The sequence below is a fragment of the Falsiroseomonas sp. genome (assembly GCF_051860665.1).
In the GTDB taxonomy this organism is placed as follows: Bacteria; Pseudomonadota; Alphaproteobacteria; order Acetobacterales; family Acetobacteraceae; genus Falsiroseomonas.
The window spans coordinates 22558-37738 of the sequence record NZ_JBHYDM010000042.1; the positions used below are offsets into that span (position 1 = coordinate 22558).

At 69.4% G+C, this 15181-nt stretch carries 13 protein-coding genes; 10 read left to right on the forward strand and 3 right to left on the reverse strand.

The window, feature by feature from the left end; all coding sequences use genetic code 11:
* Positions 1–13 precede the first annotated feature (13 nt).
* The 4 genes from ACTIF1_RS24475 to ACTIF1_RS24490 all read left to right on the forward strand — a co-directional run bounded on the left by ACTIF1_RS24475 (position 14) and on the right by ACTIF1_RS24490 (position 6108).
* The gene (locus ACTIF1_RS24475; RefSeq protein WP_439599075.1) at positions 14–1279 is read left to right on the forward strand and encodes a Zn-dependent hydrolase; all 1266 of its coding nucleotides are present in this window, start codon (positions 14–16) and stop codon (positions 1277–1279) included.
* Positions 1276–3357, forward strand: coding sequence for a hydantoinase/oxoprolinase family protein (locus ACTIF1_RS24480; protein ID WP_439599076.1), 2082 nt, complete (start codon positions 1276–1278; stop codon positions 3355–3357). The genes ACTIF1_RS24475 and ACTIF1_RS24480 overlap by 4 nt, the downstream gene beginning before the upstream one ends.
* On the forward strand, positions 3357–5009 hold the full coding sequence (locus ACTIF1_RS24485) for a hydantoinase B/oxoprolinase family protein (RefSeq protein WP_439599077.1): 1653 nt from the start codon (positions 3357–3359) through the stop codon (positions 5007–5009). Before ACTIF1_RS24480 ends, ACTIF1_RS24485 begins: the two co-directional genes overlap by 1 nt.
* An 88-nt stretch (positions 5010–5097) precedes the next feature.
* A complete protein-coding gene (locus ACTIF1_RS24490; protein ID WP_439599078.1) occupies positions 5098–6108 on the forward strand; it encodes a serine hydrolase domain-containing protein in 1011 nt (336 codons plus the stop codon).
* A 5-nt stretch (positions 6109–6113) separates the two neighbouring features.
* Here the strand turns inward: ACTIF1_RS24490 and ACTIF1_RS24495 are convergent, their stop codons facing one another.
* Together ACTIF1_RS24495 and ACTIF1_RS24500 are read right to left on the reverse strand one after the other, a co-directional pair.
* Positions 6114–6722 (reverse strand): hypothetical protein, encoded by a 609-nt coding sequence (locus ACTIF1_RS24495; RefSeq protein ID WP_439599079.1) that lies wholly within the window; start codon positions 6720–6722, stop codon positions 6114–6116.
* Positions 6723–6810: 88 nt separating this feature from the next.
* On the reverse strand, positions 6811–7005 hold the full coding sequence (locus ACTIF1_RS24500; RefSeq protein WP_439599080.1) for a hypothetical protein: 195 nt from the start codon (positions 7003–7005) through the stop codon (positions 6811–6813).
* A gap of 92 nt (positions 7006–7097) precedes the next feature.
* On the opposite strand from ACTIF1_RS24500, the gene ACTIF1_RS24505 reads away from it, so the two are divergent.
* The 6 genes from ACTIF1_RS24505 to ACTIF1_RS24530 all read left to right on the forward strand — a co-directional run bounded on the left by ACTIF1_RS24505 (position 7098) and on the right by ACTIF1_RS24530 (position 14274).
* Positions 7098–8564 (forward strand): N-acyl-D-amino-acid deacylase family protein, encoded by a 1467-nt coding sequence (locus ACTIF1_RS24505; RefSeq protein ID WP_439599081.1) that lies wholly within the window; start codon positions 7098–7100, stop codon positions 8562–8564.
* Between the two features lie 142 nt (positions 8565–8706).
* Entirely contained in the window at positions 8707–9039 is a 333-nt protein-coding gene (locus tag ACTIF1_RS24510; protein ID WP_439599082.1) for a hypothetical protein, read from the forward strand.
* Positions 9040–9076: 37 nt separating this feature from the next.
* On the forward strand, positions 9077–9670 hold the full coding sequence (locus ACTIF1_RS24515) for a LysE family translocator (RefSeq protein WP_439599083.1): 594 nt from the start codon (positions 9077–9079) through the stop codon (positions 9668–9670).
* Between the two features lie 66 nt (positions 9671–9736).
* A complete protein-coding gene (locus ACTIF1_RS24520) occupies positions 9737–10900 on the forward strand; it encodes an acyl-CoA dehydrogenase family protein (RefSeq protein ID WP_439599084.1) in 1164 nt (387 codons plus the stop codon).
* A gap of 212 nt (positions 10901–11112) precedes the next feature.
* The gene (locus ACTIF1_RS24525; protein WP_439599085.1) at positions 11113–12237 is read left to right on the forward strand and encodes a CaiB/BaiF CoA transferase family protein; all 1125 of its coding nucleotides are present in this window, start codon (positions 11113–11115) and stop codon (positions 12235–12237) included.
* Between the two features lie 69 nt (positions 12238–12306).
* Complete coding sequence (locus tag ACTIF1_RS24530; RefSeq protein ID WP_439599086.1) at positions 12307–14274, forward strand: methyl-accepting chemotaxis protein; 1968 nt, start codon at positions 12307–12309, stop codon at positions 14272–14274.
* 9 nt (positions 14275–14283) lie between these two features.
* Here the strand turns inward: ACTIF1_RS24530 and ACTIF1_RS24535 are convergent.
* A protein-coding gene (locus ACTIF1_RS24535; RefSeq protein WP_439599087.1) for an IS5 family transposase occupies positions 14284–15038 on the reverse strand; the annotation gives its coding sequence in 2 pieces (ribosomal slippage) (positions 14284–14703 and positions 14706–15038; 753 coding nt in all).
* Positions 15039–15181: the final 143 nt, after the last annotated feature.

Genomic DNA, 15181 nt, shown 5'->3' on the forward strand with positions numbered 1-15181 from the left:
GGACGAAGCCGACGTGATCCCGAACCTTTCCCCCGATGTCGAACTGGCGGCGCGCCTGTTCGACGATCTGCGCGCGGCGACTTTCGACGGCGTCGGCATCACGCGCGATGCCTATGGCGCCGGCGAGCGGCGCGCGCATGAGATCGTCCGCACAGCGGCGGAGGGGATCGGGCTGGAATGCCGTGCGGACCCGGTGGGCAATCTGCTGATGACCCTGCCGGGCAGCGACCGCAAGGCGAAGCGGGTGCTGCTGGGCAGCCACCTGGACAGCGTGGCGGAGGGCGGCAATTTCGATGGCGCCGCCGGCGTGCTCTGCGGGCTTGCGACAGTGGCGGGCATGAAGCGCGCGGGCTTCGTGCCCGGGCGCGACGTGACGGTGGTGGCGGTGCGGGCGGAGGAGGCGGGCAGCTGGTTTCCCATCAGCTACCCCGGCTCGCGCGGCGCGCTCGGCCTGCTGAAGGCCGAGGAGCTGGCGGTGAAGCGGCAGGACAATGGCCGCTCGCTGGCCGACCACATGCGCGACGAAGGTTTTGATCCGGGCTTCGTCGAGCGTGGTGGCAAGACGTTTTCGAGCGACGACACGGCGGCGTTTCTCGAACTGCATATCGAGCAGGGACCGGTGCTGGAGGGGCAGGGGGTGCCGGTCGGCATCGTCACCGGAATCCCCGGTTCGCGCCGGCTGCGCGCCGCGCGCGTGCTGGGCGAATACAACCATTCGGGCGCGACCCCGCGCAAATACCGGCGCGACGCGGCAATCGCCTTGGCGGAACTGGCGCATCGCGTCGATGACCGCTGGGTGCAGCTGGAGGCGCAGGGCCATGTTCTGGTCGTGACCTTCTGCGTCATGGGCACGACGGAGGATGCCGGCTTCACCAAGATCGCCGGCGAGGCGCGCTTCCAGCTGGATGTGCGCAGCGTGAACCCGCGCAGCTGCGACCTGCTGATGGAGACGCTGTATGAGGCGGTGCCGGAGATCGAGGCGCGCCGCGGCGTGCGCTTCGAACTGGGCGCCGAGACCACCAGCCGCGCGGCGCCGATGGATGCGGCAATCCGCGAAGGCCTGGTGCGCGCCGCCGATTCACTGGGCGTGAAGCATCTGGCGATGGCGAGCGGCGCCGGCCATGATGCGGCGGCCTTTGCCATGGCGGGCATCCCGGCGGGGATGATCTTCGTCCGCAACCAACATGGCAGCCACAATCCGAAGGAAGCGATGCGGATGGACGATTTTGCCCAAGCCTGCGCCGTCGTGACGCGTTGGGCGAGCGAGGCTTCGCAGTGAGCGTTGGGGCACGCCTCGCGGTCGATATCGGCGGCACCTTCACCGATGTGGCCGTCGAGCGGGACGGCGAGCGCTGGACCGGCAAGGTGCTGACCACGCCGCATGCGCCGGAGCTCGGCGTGCTGAATGGCGTGAAGCTGGTGATGGAGAAGGCGGGGCTGACGCCGGCTGATATCGCCCTCGTCATCCACGGCACCACGCTGGCCACCAATGCGATCATCGAGCGCAAGGGTGCCAGGACCGCGCTGCTGACGACCGCAGGTTTCCGGGACGTGCTCGCCCTGGGCAATGAGTCCCGCTACGACCAGTACGACCTGAACATCGACCTGCCGCAGCCGCTGATCCCGCGCCGCTGGCGCCTGACGGTGCCGGAGCGGCTGGACAATGAGGGGCACATCCTGCTGCCGCTGGACGAGGCCGCGCTGCGCGCCCAGGTCGCGGTGATGCGCGCCGAGGGCATCGAGAGCCTGGCCATCGGCTTCCTGCATGCCTTCGTGAATCCCGCGCATGAGAAGCGCGCCGCCGCGATCGTGCAGGAGATGTGGCCGGAGCTGCCGATCTCGCTCTCCTCCGAAGTCTCGCCCGAGATGCGGGAATGGGAGCGTTTTTCGACCACCGCCGCCAATGCCTATGTGCAGCCGCTGATGGCCAGCTATCTGCGCCGGCTGGAGAAGGGCCTGGCGGAAGGTGGCTTCACCTGCCCGCTGTTCATGATGCTCTCGGGCGGTGGCCTGACGACGCTTGATACCGCGGCGCGCTTCCCGATCCGCCTGGTGGAATCCGGCCCGGCTGGTGGCGCCATCTTCTCGGCGCATGTGGCGAAGCAGCGTGGCTGGTCGAAGGTCCTGTCCTTCGACATGGGCGGCACCACGGCCAAGGTGTGCCTGATCGACGATTTCGCGCCGCAGGCGTCCCGCACCTTCGAAGTGGCACGCGTAGGCCGCTTCAAGAAGGGCTCGGGCCTGCCGCTGCGGATTCCGGTCATCGAGATGGTGGAGATCGGCGCCGGCGGCGGCTCCATCGCGCATCTCGACGCTCTCGGCCGCATCCAGGTGGGGCCGGAAAGCGCGGGCGCCGATCCGGGGCCGGCCTGCTATGGCCGCGGCGGCGACAAGCCGGCGGTGACGGATGCGAACCTCTCGCTCGGCCGCTACGAGCCGGAGCTTTTCGCGGGCGGCGCGCTGAAGCTGCATGTGCAGCCGGCGCTGGATGCCCTCGCCACGCATGTCGGTGACAAGCTGGGGCTGGCGCCGGAAATGGCGGGGCTCGGCGTGGTCGAGATGGTGGATGAGAACATGGCCAATGCGGCGCGTGTCCATGCCATCGAATCGGGAAAAGGCTATGGCGGCCGCGGCATCATCGCCTTCGGTGGCGGCGGGCCGGTGCATGGCTATCGCGTGGCGGAGAAGATCGGCGTGGATCGCGTGCTGGTGCCGTCCGGTGCCGGCGTCGGCTCCGCCATCGGCTTTTTGCGCGCGCCCGTCGGGTACGAGGTGGTGAAGTCGCTGTACCAGCGCTTTCGGACATTCGACGTCAATGCGGTGAACGCGCTGCTGGCCGAGATGTCGGCCGAGGCGTCCCGCGTTGTGGCCGAAGGCTCCTTCGGCGCACCGACCGAGGAGCATCGCATCGCCTTCATGCGCTATGTCGGCCAGGGCCATGAGATCAACGTGGCGCTGCCGGCGCGTCCGCTGACCGTGCAGGATATTGCCGAAATTCGCGCGGCCTACGATGCCGAATACACGCGCTTCTACGATCGGCCGGTTCCGGGCAGCGATGTGGAGATCCTCTCCTTCGCCGTGACGGTCGCGACGGTGGCCGATGCGGTGGAGCCGGTCGCCCCCGTCGCCGATGCGCCCGCCCCCGCGCCGATCCGCGTGCAGCAGGTGCGCGACACGGCCACGGGCCAGGTTGCTGCCTGGCAGGTCTACGACCGCGCCGAAATGCCCGCGGGCGCCACCGTGCCCGGCCCCTGCATCGTCTCCGAAGCCGAGACCAGCACCCTGGTCGGGCCCGGCTGGCGCTGCCGCGTCGATGGGCTCGGCTACCTGGAACTCACCCGTGGGGAGGCTGCGTGATGTCGGATGCCCTGACGAAAATCCAGCAGCAGATCCAGTGGAACCGCCTGATCGCGGTGGTGGAGGAACAGGCGCAGATCATGATCCGCACCGCCTTCTCCACCACGGTGCGGGAAGCCGGTGACCTTTCGGCGGGCGTCTTCGACCTGCAGGGCCGCATGCTGGCGCAGGCCGTCACCGGCACGCCCGGACACGTCAATTCCATGATGGAATCGGTCGGCCACTTCCTCGCCAAGTTCCCCGCCGAGACGATGAAGCCGGGCGACCACTACATCACCAACGATCCCTGGCTCGGCACCGGCCATCTGCACGACCTCACCGTCGTCACGCCCGCCTTCCAGCGCGGCAGGATCGTCGGCCTGTTTGCCAATACCGCGCATGTCATCGATGTCGGCGGCCTCGGCATGGGCCCGGAGGGGCGCAGCGTCTTCGAGGAGGGGCTCTATATCCCCATCGTGAAGTGCTTCGACCAGGGGAAGCCCAACGAGACCCTGTTCGACTTCGTCCGCGCCGGCACCCGCACGCCGGTGGAGCTGGAGGGGGATATCTATTCCCTCTGCGCCTGCAACGATGCCGGCGCCAAGCGGCTGGTGGAGATGCTGGACGAGTTCGGCATGGACAGCCTGGACCCGCTGGCCAGCTACATCTTCGAATCCTCCTTGAAGGCGACACTCGAGGAAATCGCGAAGATCCCGCAGGGCAGCTACAGCGCCCAGATTACCTCGGACGGCTACGAGGCGCCCGTCACGCTGAAGGCCGCGATGACGGTGAAGGCGGATCAGATCGTGGTGGATTATGCCGGCACCTCCGGCCTGTCCGGCCGCGGCATCAACGTGCCCGCCTCCTATTGCCGCGCCTATTCCTGCTTCGGCATCAAGGTGGTGGTGGCGCCCGAGATTCCGAACAACTGGGCCTCGCTTGCGCCCTTCCGCATGGAGATCCCGGAGGGCTGCATCCTGAACGCGCCGCGGCCCTATCCGGTCTCCGTCCGCCATGTGGTGGGCCAGCTGCTGCCCGACCTGATGATGGGCTGCCTGCACCAGGCGGTGCCGGACCGGGTGACGGCGGAGGGCTCCTCCGCCCTCTGGAACCCGCCCTTGCGTGGCGGCGCGCAGGTTTCCGGCGCGGCGGCGGAGCTGCCGGATTTCGAGATCATCACCTTCAACTCCGGCGGCACCGGCGCGCGTCCCACCAAGGACGGCATGGACGGCACCGCCTTCCCCTCCGGCGTGCGCACCATGCCGGTGGAAGCGACGGAGAACGTCGCCCCCGTGATCTTCTGGCAGAACCAGATCCGCGAGAGCTCGGCCGGCGCCGGGCGCACCCGTGGCGGCTTCGGCAAGGTCATGGAGATCGGCACCAAGGGCGAGGCCGAATTCGCCGTGAACGCCATCTTCGACCGCGTGGCCAATGCGCCCAAGGGCCGGGACGGCGGCGGCGACGGCGCGGCCGGCTGGGTCGGCCATACGGACGGCACCCCGATCCGCACCAAGGGGTTCCAGGTGGTGCCCAAGGGCAAGCGGCTGCTGCTGAAGCTGCCGGGCGGCGGTGGCATGGGCGACCCGAAGCAGCGCGACCGTGCGGCCGTGGAGCGCGATGTGGCGGATGGGCTGATCGGCGCGGATCAGGCAAAGGCGCTCTACGGCGCCTGAACCCGTTGCGGTTCGGCAGCCTTTTCAAGGTGTAACCGGCGCCCGGGCCGCCCTTGGGCGCAGGGCGGCCGGGCCCAGATCCTGGCGCATGATCCTTGGCACCACCCGACGCGCGGCGCTGGCCGGCGGCCTTCTGCTGCTGGTCCAGTCGCCGGCGCGCGCGCAATCCAGTCGCCTGGCCGAGGGCATTGCCCGTGCCGCCACCACGCCCGGCCTGCGCAGCCTGGTCGTGGCGCAGCACGGCACGCCGTTGGTGGAACGCAGCTTCGCCGGTCCCGGTCTCGACCGGCCGACCAACATCAAGTCGGCCTCCAAGACCATCCTCGCCATGCTCGCCGGCATCGCGATCGAGCGCGGCGTGCTGCGCGGCCTGGACCAGCCCATCGCCCCGATCCTCGGCAACCGCATCCCGCGGGAGGCCGACCCTGCGGTACGCGAGATCACGCTCGCCCAGTTGCTGTCCATGCAGGCGGGGCTGGAGCCGACCTCGGGTGCGAATTACGGCCGCTGGGTCAGCAGCCGGGACTGGGTGGCCTTCGCCCTGTCGCGGCCGATGGTGGATGTGCCGGGCGGGCGGATGCTCTACTCCACCGGGACCTCCCATATCCTGGCGGCCGTCCTGGCGCGCGCCAGCCGCCGCAGCATCCGCGAGCTGGCCGCCGAGTGGCTGTTCCAGCCGCTGGGCCATGCCGTGCCGGATTGGACGCGGGACCCGCAGGGGCTGCATTTCGGCGGCAATGAGATGGCGCTCTCGCCGCGTGCCCTGCTGGCCTTCGGCGAATGCTGCCGCAATGGCGGGCGGCATGCGGGACGCCAGGTGATTCCGGAGGAGTTCCTGCGCGACTCCTGGCGGCCGCGGGGCCAATCGGCCTGGTCGGGGCAAAGCTACGGCCTCGGCTGGTGGATCGCGGAGGCGCGGGGCCAGCCGGTGATCTTCGCCTGGGGCTATGGCGGGCAGATGGTCTATCTGCTGCCCGGGCTGGGGCTGACGGTGGTGATGACCTCCGACCCCGATGTGCCGCGGGTCAGGGGCCAGGTGCAGACGCGGCATGCGCTGCTGGTGGAGGGCATCCTGCCCGCCTTCACCGAGGCAGCCTGACTCCCCTATCCCGCCGCTGGCGCGGAGAGGCGGCGCCGCCGGAACTTCCGCATCGGCCCGCCGGCGAAGTGGGTGACGAAGTCCGTCGGCAAGGGCGGCGGTACGGTGTTGTTCCAGGCGCCGTCGATCAGCTTGAGCTTCCCTGCATAGGGGGGCTTCTTCAGGAAGTGGATGAAATGGCCGTTCTCGCCCAGGGCGGTGACGAAGTCCTCGGCCGGCAGGGGAAGTTCGCGCGCCGCGAGGCAATCCGTCAGGAATTCGCAGGCCACCGAGGGGGCCGAGCCGCGCAGCATGATGACGCCGCTATTGGGACGCTGGGACCTGCCAAGCACGCAGAAGATGTCGCAGCACGGATCGGCCTCCAGCACCTGCAGGAAAGGCGGGGCTGCCGTGGAGATCAGCGCATCGGCATCGATCAGGAGGACATCGTCTCCGCCCCGCAGGATCTCGCGCGCCACCTCGAATTTCTGCCATTTGGGGTGCAGCTCGCTGAGCGGCCGGTCGATCAGCCGATAATCATACCCATGCGCCGCGCAATAGGTTCTGTGACTTTGTATGCAATCTTGCCAGTCATGCAGATAGTCGCCCGTCGCAACGCATAGAAGAACCGCCACCGCGTCGAGCTCCGGTCTCGATGGTTTGTAACCGGAACTATCACGACTGGATGCGAGCGGGAAGTATCCGGCGCTGGCGGCGGCAGGCTCAATCGTCGGGCGCGCCCTTGGTCTGGTCCGTCACCCCCGGCGGGTCCGGATAGAGGTCCGATGGCACCTTCGCCTTGGGGTTCCGCGTCGTGCTGCCCTGCTGCACCTTGGCCGCGGTGTTCTGGCTGCCGGGGTCGGCGCTGTTCATGCGGGCGGAGGCGCCGGTCGGCGGCTGGGTCTTGTCCTGGGTCATGCGGCTGCAACGCACCGGCGGGGCAGGGGCTCCCTATCGGAACAGCCCTGCCCTTGGCATGATCGCCCAGCCTCATCCAAGGAACCCCCGGCATGGCGCTCCGCTGCGACCTCATCATCCGTGACGCGACGCTGATCGATGGCACCGGCGGGCCGCGGCGCAGCGGCGACCTGGGCGTGAAGGGCGATCGGATCGTCGCGATCGGCGACCTCGGTGGTGCCTCCGCCGATCGGGAGGTGATCGCCACCGGCCGTGCGCTCGCCCCCGGCTTCATCGATGCCCATACCCATGACGACCGCGCGGTGCTCTGCGGCCCTGCCTGCACCACCTGCAAGACCAGCCAGGGCGTCACCACCGTGGTCGTCGGCTGCTGCGGCGTTTCGCTCTCGCCGGCCACCTTCAAGCGCACCCCGCCGCCGCCGCTCGACCTGATCGGCGCCGAGGGCTGGTGGCGTTTCCCGAGTTTCGGCGATTATGCGGAGGCGCTGCGGAAACAGGGCAGCGAGGTGAACACCTACGCCCTGGTCGGCCACCAGACCATGCGCGTGGAAGCCATGGATGGCGATGTCGCCCGCCCGGCCAACGACCGGGAGATCCACCACATGCACCAGCGCCTGAAGCAGGCGCTGGCCGAGGGCGCCTCCGGCTTCTCCACCGGTCTCTACTACGACCCCAACAAGCATGCGACGACCGAGGAAGTCATCGCGGTGGCGGAGGCGCTGCGCACCACCGGCGGCCTCTATTCCACCCATATGCGCGACGAGGCCGACAAGGTCCTGGCCTCGATCGAGGAGACGATGAAGATCGGCAAGAAGGCCGGCGTCGGGGTGCAGATCAGCCACCACAAATGCTCGCTGCCGGAGAATTTCGGCCGCTCCACGCAGACCCTGCCGCTGATCGCCGAATATGCGCGCACGCAGGAAGTGGCCTACGACGTCTACCCCTATCCCGCCGGCTCCACCGTGCTGATGCCGGATCGCCTGCGCGACGATGTGAAGGTGATGATCACCTGGTCCGTGCCGCATCCGGAGATGGCGGGCAGATACCTGCATGAGATCGCCCGCGGCTGGAACAGCGACATCAAGGCGGCCGCCGAGCGCCTGACGCCCGCCGGGCAGATCAGCTTCCAGATGGATGAGGAGGATGTGCGCCGCATCATGGCGCATCCGCTGTCGATGATCGGCAGCGACGGCATCCCGCACGACGCCCATCCGCATCCCCGCCTCTGGGGCACCTTCCCGCGGGTGCTCGGGCATTACGTGCGCGATGTCGGCCTGTTCTCGCTGGAGACCGCGGTGCACAAGATGACGGGCCGCTGCGCGGAGGCCTATGGCATCGTCGATCGCGGCACGCTGGCGGAAGGCGCCTATGCCGACCTGGTGCTCTTCGACCCGGCCACGGTGATCGATGCCGCGACCTTCGAGACGCCGACCCTGCCTTCCCTCGGCATCGAGGAGGTCTGGGCCAATGGCGTGCCCACTTTCCGGGCCGGCTTCGGCGAGAAGGGCGGGGCGACGGGCGAGAAGCCCGGCCGGCTGGTGACGCGCCATCGCGCCTGAACCGGACCCGCCGCCGCGCGCCTGGTACCGCCCGGCGCCCCCACCGGCGAACGACCTCGGGCCGCCGCAATCCGCAGGGCCCGATCCGAAGCCGCGCACGGCGCGCAATGCGCTGATCGCCGGCCTGCTGCTGCTGGTCGCGTTGGTCCTCGGCGCGCAGCTCTTCAGCGGGGGCTGGAGCGCGCGGCCCGAGATGGAGCCCTATGTGAAGGCCGGCCCCCGGGCCGGGGCGGAACGGCTGCAGCGGGACCTGCTGGCGGCGCACCCGCCCGGCGCCAATCTCGGCCCGCTGCGGGCCCAGCTGCAGCGCTACGGTTTCGAATGCCGCCCCTCGGTGCAGCAGGGGGTCGCGGAGACCTGCCGCTTCCGCCTGCGCCGCAGCGACGACCAGGTGCTGACGGCGGAGGTCGATCTCGGGCATGATGGGCTGGTGGTGCAGGCCATCGCGGTGCGCATGGCGCTCTCCCCCAACTGAGCTTCCAGAACGTCAGCATTGCTGTCACGATTGGCGCATGGACTGGTTGCCCCTCTTCGGCTTTGCCATCGCCTCCTCCGTCACGCCGGGGCCAAATGTGCTGATGGTCGCGGCCTCCGCCGCCGCGCATGGCTTCCGGCGCGTCTGGCCGCATATGCTGGGCATCACCTTCGGCTTCGGGGGAATGATCCTGGTGGTGGGGCTGGGCCTCGCCGGGCCGCTGCTGGCCAGCCGGGTGCTGCATGAGGTGCTGCGCTGGGCCGGCGCGCTGTGGCTGCTGTGGCTCGCCTGGAAGATTGCCACCGCGCCGCCGCCGGCCGCGGTCGGGCAGGGGCCGGTGAAGCCTCCGCTGGGGTTTGTCGGCGGCGCGCTGTTCCAATGGGTGAACCCCAAGGCCTGGATGATCGCGGCCGCCGTGGTGCCGGCCTTCACCCGGCCGGGCGAGCCGATGCTGCCGCAGGTGGTGGCGATTTCGCTGGTCTTCCTGTCCATCACGCTGCCCTGCCTGCTGGTCTGGGCCGGCATCGGCGTGGGCACCGGAAGGCTGCTGCGCAAGCCCGCGCATCTGCGCGCCTTCAACATCGCCATGGCGCTGCTGCTGGTAGCCAGCCTGGTGCCGATGCTCCGATAGGGGGCTCCGGTAGACGCGCGCGCTTTCGCGCCTTAATCCCGGGTGTAACGCCGGGAGACGCTACCGATGGACATGCACCAGCCCGCCACCGATCCGCATGCCGAGATCCGGGAGGAGGTCCGCAAGCTCTGCGCCCGCTTCCCCGGCGAATACTGGCGGGAGCTGGATGCGCGGCGGGGCTACCCCACTGAATTCGTCAATGCCCTGACCGAAAGCGGCTACCTGGCCGCGCTGATCCCCGAGGAATTCGGCGGCGCCGGCCTGCCGCTGGCGGGGGCCGCGGCGATCCTGGAGGAGATCCAGGCCAGCGGCTGCAACGGCGCTGCCTGCCACGCGCAGATGTACATCATGGGCACCATCCTGCGGCATGGCAGCCCGGCCCAGAAGGCGCAGTACCTGCCCGCCATCGCCGAGGGCAAGCTGCGCCTGCAGGCCTTTGGCGTCACCGAACCCACCAGCGGCACCGACACCACCGCGCTCCGCACCACCGCCCGGCGCGAGGGCGACAAGTACATCGTGAATGGGCAAAAAATCTGGACCAGCCGGGCGGAGCATTCCGACCTGATGCTGCTGCTGGCCCGCACCACGCCGCGCGACCAGGTGGCGAAGAAGACCGAGGGCCTGTCCACCTTCATCGTCGACATGCGGACGGCCAAAGGCCTCACCATCCGCCCGATCCGCACCATGATGAACCACAATTCCTGCGAGGTCTTCTTCGACAATATGGAAGTCCCGGCGGAGAACCTGCTCGGCACCGAGGGCAAGGGTTTTCGGTACATCCTGGACGGCATGAATGCCGAGCGCCTGCTGATCGCCGCCGAGTGCATCGGCGACGCCAAGTGGTTCATCGCCAAGGCCAGCGCCTATGCCAAGGAGCGCGTGCTCTTCGGCCGCTCGATCGGCCAGAACCAGGGCGTGCAGTTTCCCATCGCCAAGGCCTATGCCCAGATGCGCGCCGCCGAGGCGATCATCGAGAAGGGCCTCGCCAAATTCGCCGCCGGCCAGAACTGCGGCGAGGAGGCGAACATGGGCAAGATGCTCGCCGCCGAGGCCAGCTGGGCCGCCGGCGAGGCCTGCATCAACACCCATGGCGGCTTCGGTTTTGCGGAGGAATACGACATCGAGCGCAAGTTCCGCGAAACGCGGCTGTACCAGGTGGCGCCGATCAGCACGAACCTGATTTTGTCGTACATTGGCGAGCATGTCCTGGGCATGCCGCGGAGTTATTGAAAAAGGGAGGGGGCATCTTGGTTCAAACCTGGAATTCTGGAACGGCGCCAGACTTTAGCTGCCCACACTGTGGCGCTCTGTATGAGGTTACCGTTCGACGTTTACCTGCTCGGGAGCGAGACAGCGCTACCTGTCAAGTTTGCGAAAAGGAGATGGATAGATGGAATTCCACGGAATCGAAGTCATTCACGCTTAAGCATAAGTAACTGCTGATGCGTCCGCTCGAAGGCCTTCTGGTCGTCGCCATGGAGCAGGCCGTCGCCGCGCCGACCTGTTCCGTGAAGCTGGCCGATGCCGGCGCGCGGGTCATCAAGATCGAGCGCGCCGAGGGCGATTTCGCCCGCGGCTACGACACCGCCGCCGCCGGCCAGTCCAGCTATTTCGTCTGGCTGAACCGGGGCAAGGAATCCCTCACCCTCGATATCAAGCAGCCCGAGGACAAGGCGCTGCTGGCCCGCATCCTGGCGCGCGCCGATGTCTTCATCCAGAATCTCGCCCCCGGCGCCATGGCCCGCGCCGGCTTCGGCAGCGCGGCGCTGCGCGAAAGGCATCCGCGCCTCATCACCGTCGATATCTCGGGCTATGGCGAGGAAGGCGACTACGCCGCGATGAAGGCCTATGACCTGCTGGTGCAGGCGGAATCGGGCCTCGCCGCCATCACTGGCCATCCCGCCGGGCCGGGCCGTGTCGGCGTGTCGGTCGTGGACATCGCCTGCGGCATGAACGCCCATGCCGCCGTATTGGAGGCCCTGATCACGCGCGGCATCACGGGGCAGGGTACCGGAATCGCCGTCTCGCTCTTCGACGGCATGGCGGATTGGATGAATGTGCCGCTGCTCTACTACGAGGGCACCGGCCGCGCGCCGGAACGCGTCGGCCTCGCCCATCCCTCCATCTGCCCCTATGGCGCCTTCGCCACGGAGGATGGCGCGCTGGTGCTGATCTCGATCCAGAACGAGCGCGAATGGGCCGCCCTCTGCGCCGGCTTTCTCGGCGAGCCAGGCCTCGCCACCCGGCCCGGCTGGTCCAGCAACAACGACCGCGTGGCCAACCGCCCCGCCGTCGATGCGCATGTCGCCAGGACTTTCGCGACGCTGACGCGGGAGGCCGCGGCGGCGCGGCTGAATGCGGCGGGCATCGCCTATGGCTTCGTGAATGGCGTGGCGGAGCTGGCGAACCATCCCGCGCTGCGGCGGCTGGTGGTGGAGACCCCCGGCGGCCCGGTGCCGGTGGCCGCGCCGGCAGCCCGGCTGGCGGGTGTGGCCCGCCGCTACGGCCCGGTACCCGCGCTCGGCGAACACAGCGCCCGCATCCGCGCCGAATTCCCCGCCGAGTGAGGCTCGTCTTTACGATCAGCTAGGCTCCTGTCGCTAGGCTGCGCGTCCGACCCTGCCCGGAAGCGCCGCATGAACCGCCTGGCCACCATCCGCGTCCAATTGGCCGGCGGCTTCGCCGCGGCGGCCATCTTCGCCTGCCTTGCCCTCTCGGCCTGGACCTGGTGGACGATGCAGGAGCGGCACGCCGCCGCCGCCGCCCAGGCCCTGGCACAGGGCGAGGCGGCGCTGGACGATGCCCTGGCCGAGGAACAGCACCGCCAGCTGATCCTGGCCCGCGCCCTGGCGGCGCTGCCGCAGGTCCAGGCCGCGGCGGCGGCGAAGGACCGGCCGGCCATGCTCGCCGCCCTCGGCCCGAGCTTCGAGGCGCTGCGCAGCGCCGGGGACGTGACGAACATGTCCGTCGTCGTGCAACCCGGCATCACGCTCCTGCGGCCGCATGCCCCGACCAATTTCGGCGACGACATCAGCAGCCGCCGCGCGGATATGGTGGCGCTGCTGCAGGGCGGCCCCGCCAGCGGCGGCGTGGAGCAACTGGTGAGCGGCACCGGCGTCGCCGCCATCGTGCCGATTCACCAGGGCGGCCAGGTGGTGGGCGTGCTGAATGTGGCCACGCTCTTCAACGAGGCGGAGCTGAACCGCATCCGCGAGGCGACTGGCCTGTCCATGGCCGTGCATGCGGTGCGGCCGGATGCGGTGAGTACCGTCGGCGCCTCCCGCGGTTTCCGCCGCGTGGCGGATGACGCGGCGCTGCGCGCAGCCCTCGCCCAGCCCGTGACCCCCTGGTCGGCACGGCTGGAGGGGGCGCCGGTGATGGTGATGCTGAAGCCGCTGCGCAATTCCCAGGGGCAGCCGGTGGCGGTGGTCGAAATGCTGCTGGACCGCAGCGGGGCGGAGGCGGAGGCGGCGCGGGAACGCGCCTGGCTGGCCGGCCTCGCGCTCGGCGTGCTGGCCCTGGTGCTGGCGCTGGCGGCGGTGCTCGGCCGCGCCATCGCCGGCCCGATCGATCGCATGACGCGGGCGATGTCGGATCTCGCCGGCGGGCGGCTGGAGACCGAGATCCCAGGTTTGACCAAGGGCGGCGAGCTCGGCGCCATGGCGCGCGCCGTGCAGGTCTTCCGCGACAATGCGCTGGAGGTCCGGCGGCTGGAGGCGGCGCAGCGCGCCGCGGAAGGCGCCGCGGCCGCCGCACGCCAGGCCGATATGCGCCGGCTGGCCGGCGACTTCCAGGCGGAGATCGGCGGCATCATCGAACAGGTGGCGGCCGCCGCCAGTCGCATGGAAGGCTCGGCCCGAAGCCTGACCGCCTTCGCCGAAAGCTCCAGCGACAAGGCGGGCGCCGCCAGCGGCGCGACGCAGGAGGCCAGCGCCAATGTGCAGACCGTCGCCGCGGCGACGGAGGAGCTGGCTGCCAGCGTGAACGAGATCTCCCGCCAGGTGATGAATTCCTCCGCGATCGCCAGCCGCGCGGTGGCGGAGGCGCGGGCGACGGATGGAAGGGTGCAGGGGCTTTCGGCGGCGGCGAACCAGATTGGCGACGTGGTGCGGCTGATCTCCGACATCGCCGCGCGCACCAATCTGCTGGCGCTGAACGCGACCATCGAGGCGGCCCGCGCCGGGGAGGCCGGCAAGGGCTTCGCGGTGGTGGCGACGGAGGTGAAGAACCTGGCCGAGCAGACCGCGCGCGCCACCGGCGAGATCGGCGCCAAGGTGGGCGAGATCCAGGCGGCGACCGCCGAATCCGTCACCGCCATCCGCAATATCGGCCAGGTGATCGGCGAGATGTCGGAGATCGCCAATGGCATCGCCGTGGCGGTGGAGGAGCAGGGCAATGCGACGCGCGACATCGCCCGCAACGTGCAGCAGGCGGCCCGCGGCACCAGCGAGGTGGTGGGGCATATCGGCGGCGTGGCGGAAGCGGCGCAGGAGGCGGGCAGCTCGGCCGGCGGGCTGCTGCGGGAAGCAAGCGGTCTTTCACTTCAGGCCACCCGCCTGCGCGGCGAGGTCGCCACCTTCCTCGACACAATGCGGGCGGCCTAGGCTCCAGACTCATAACCACCATGCGACGATTGCGGCGAGGCTGATGGCTGCGGCGTAGGTGGCGGCGAGCTTGTCGTAGCGAGTGGCGACGCGTCGGAAGTCCTTGATGCGGCAGAAGGCGCGTTCGATGAGGTTGCGGCGCTTGTATGCGTGACGGTCGAACGGGTGGAGGCGCTTGCGGTAGGGGGCGTTGGGGATCACCGGCGTGGTGCCGCGGGCGATGAGCAGGTGGCGCAGCGCATCGCTGTCGTAGGCGCGGTCCGCAGCGAGCGTGGCGGAGGCAGGCAGCAGGTTGATCAGTTCTGCCGCGACTGGCGCGTCCCCGCGCTGACCTGGGGTGATGGCGAAGGCAACCAGCCGCCCGTGCCCATCGACCAGCGCGTGCAGCTTGGTCGTGGGACCGCCGCGTGAGCGGCCTATGGCGTTGGCGTGCGCCCCCCTTTTCCGCCTGCCGCCGAGCGGTGCGCCTTGGCCCAAGTGCTGTCGAGCATCAGTTCGGCAGGCGGTCCACCGGCTGCCGCCAGCGTCTCGAACGCGCGCTGCCACACCCCCTTCTTCGCCCAGCGCACCCAGCGATTGTAGAGCGTCTTCTTCGGCCCGTAGCAGGCCGGCGCGTCCACCCAACGGCCACCGCTCAGCAGCACCTGCACGATGCCTGAAATTACCCGCCGGTCGTCCACCCGAGCCACCCCGCGCGTGTCCGTCGGTAGCAGCGGCGCCAACCGAGCGAATTGCTCCTCCGTCAGCCAGAACTCACCAGACATCCCAGCTCTCCTTCAGAGAGCTTGAATCACATCCCAACCGACAAGTGAATCAGTTTATGGGTCTGAGCCCTAGGTGTGTAGTCCCGAGGAGTAGTGGTGCATCCTTCTCACCTCAGGAGGAGGATGCGTTGTGGCAGCAGGTC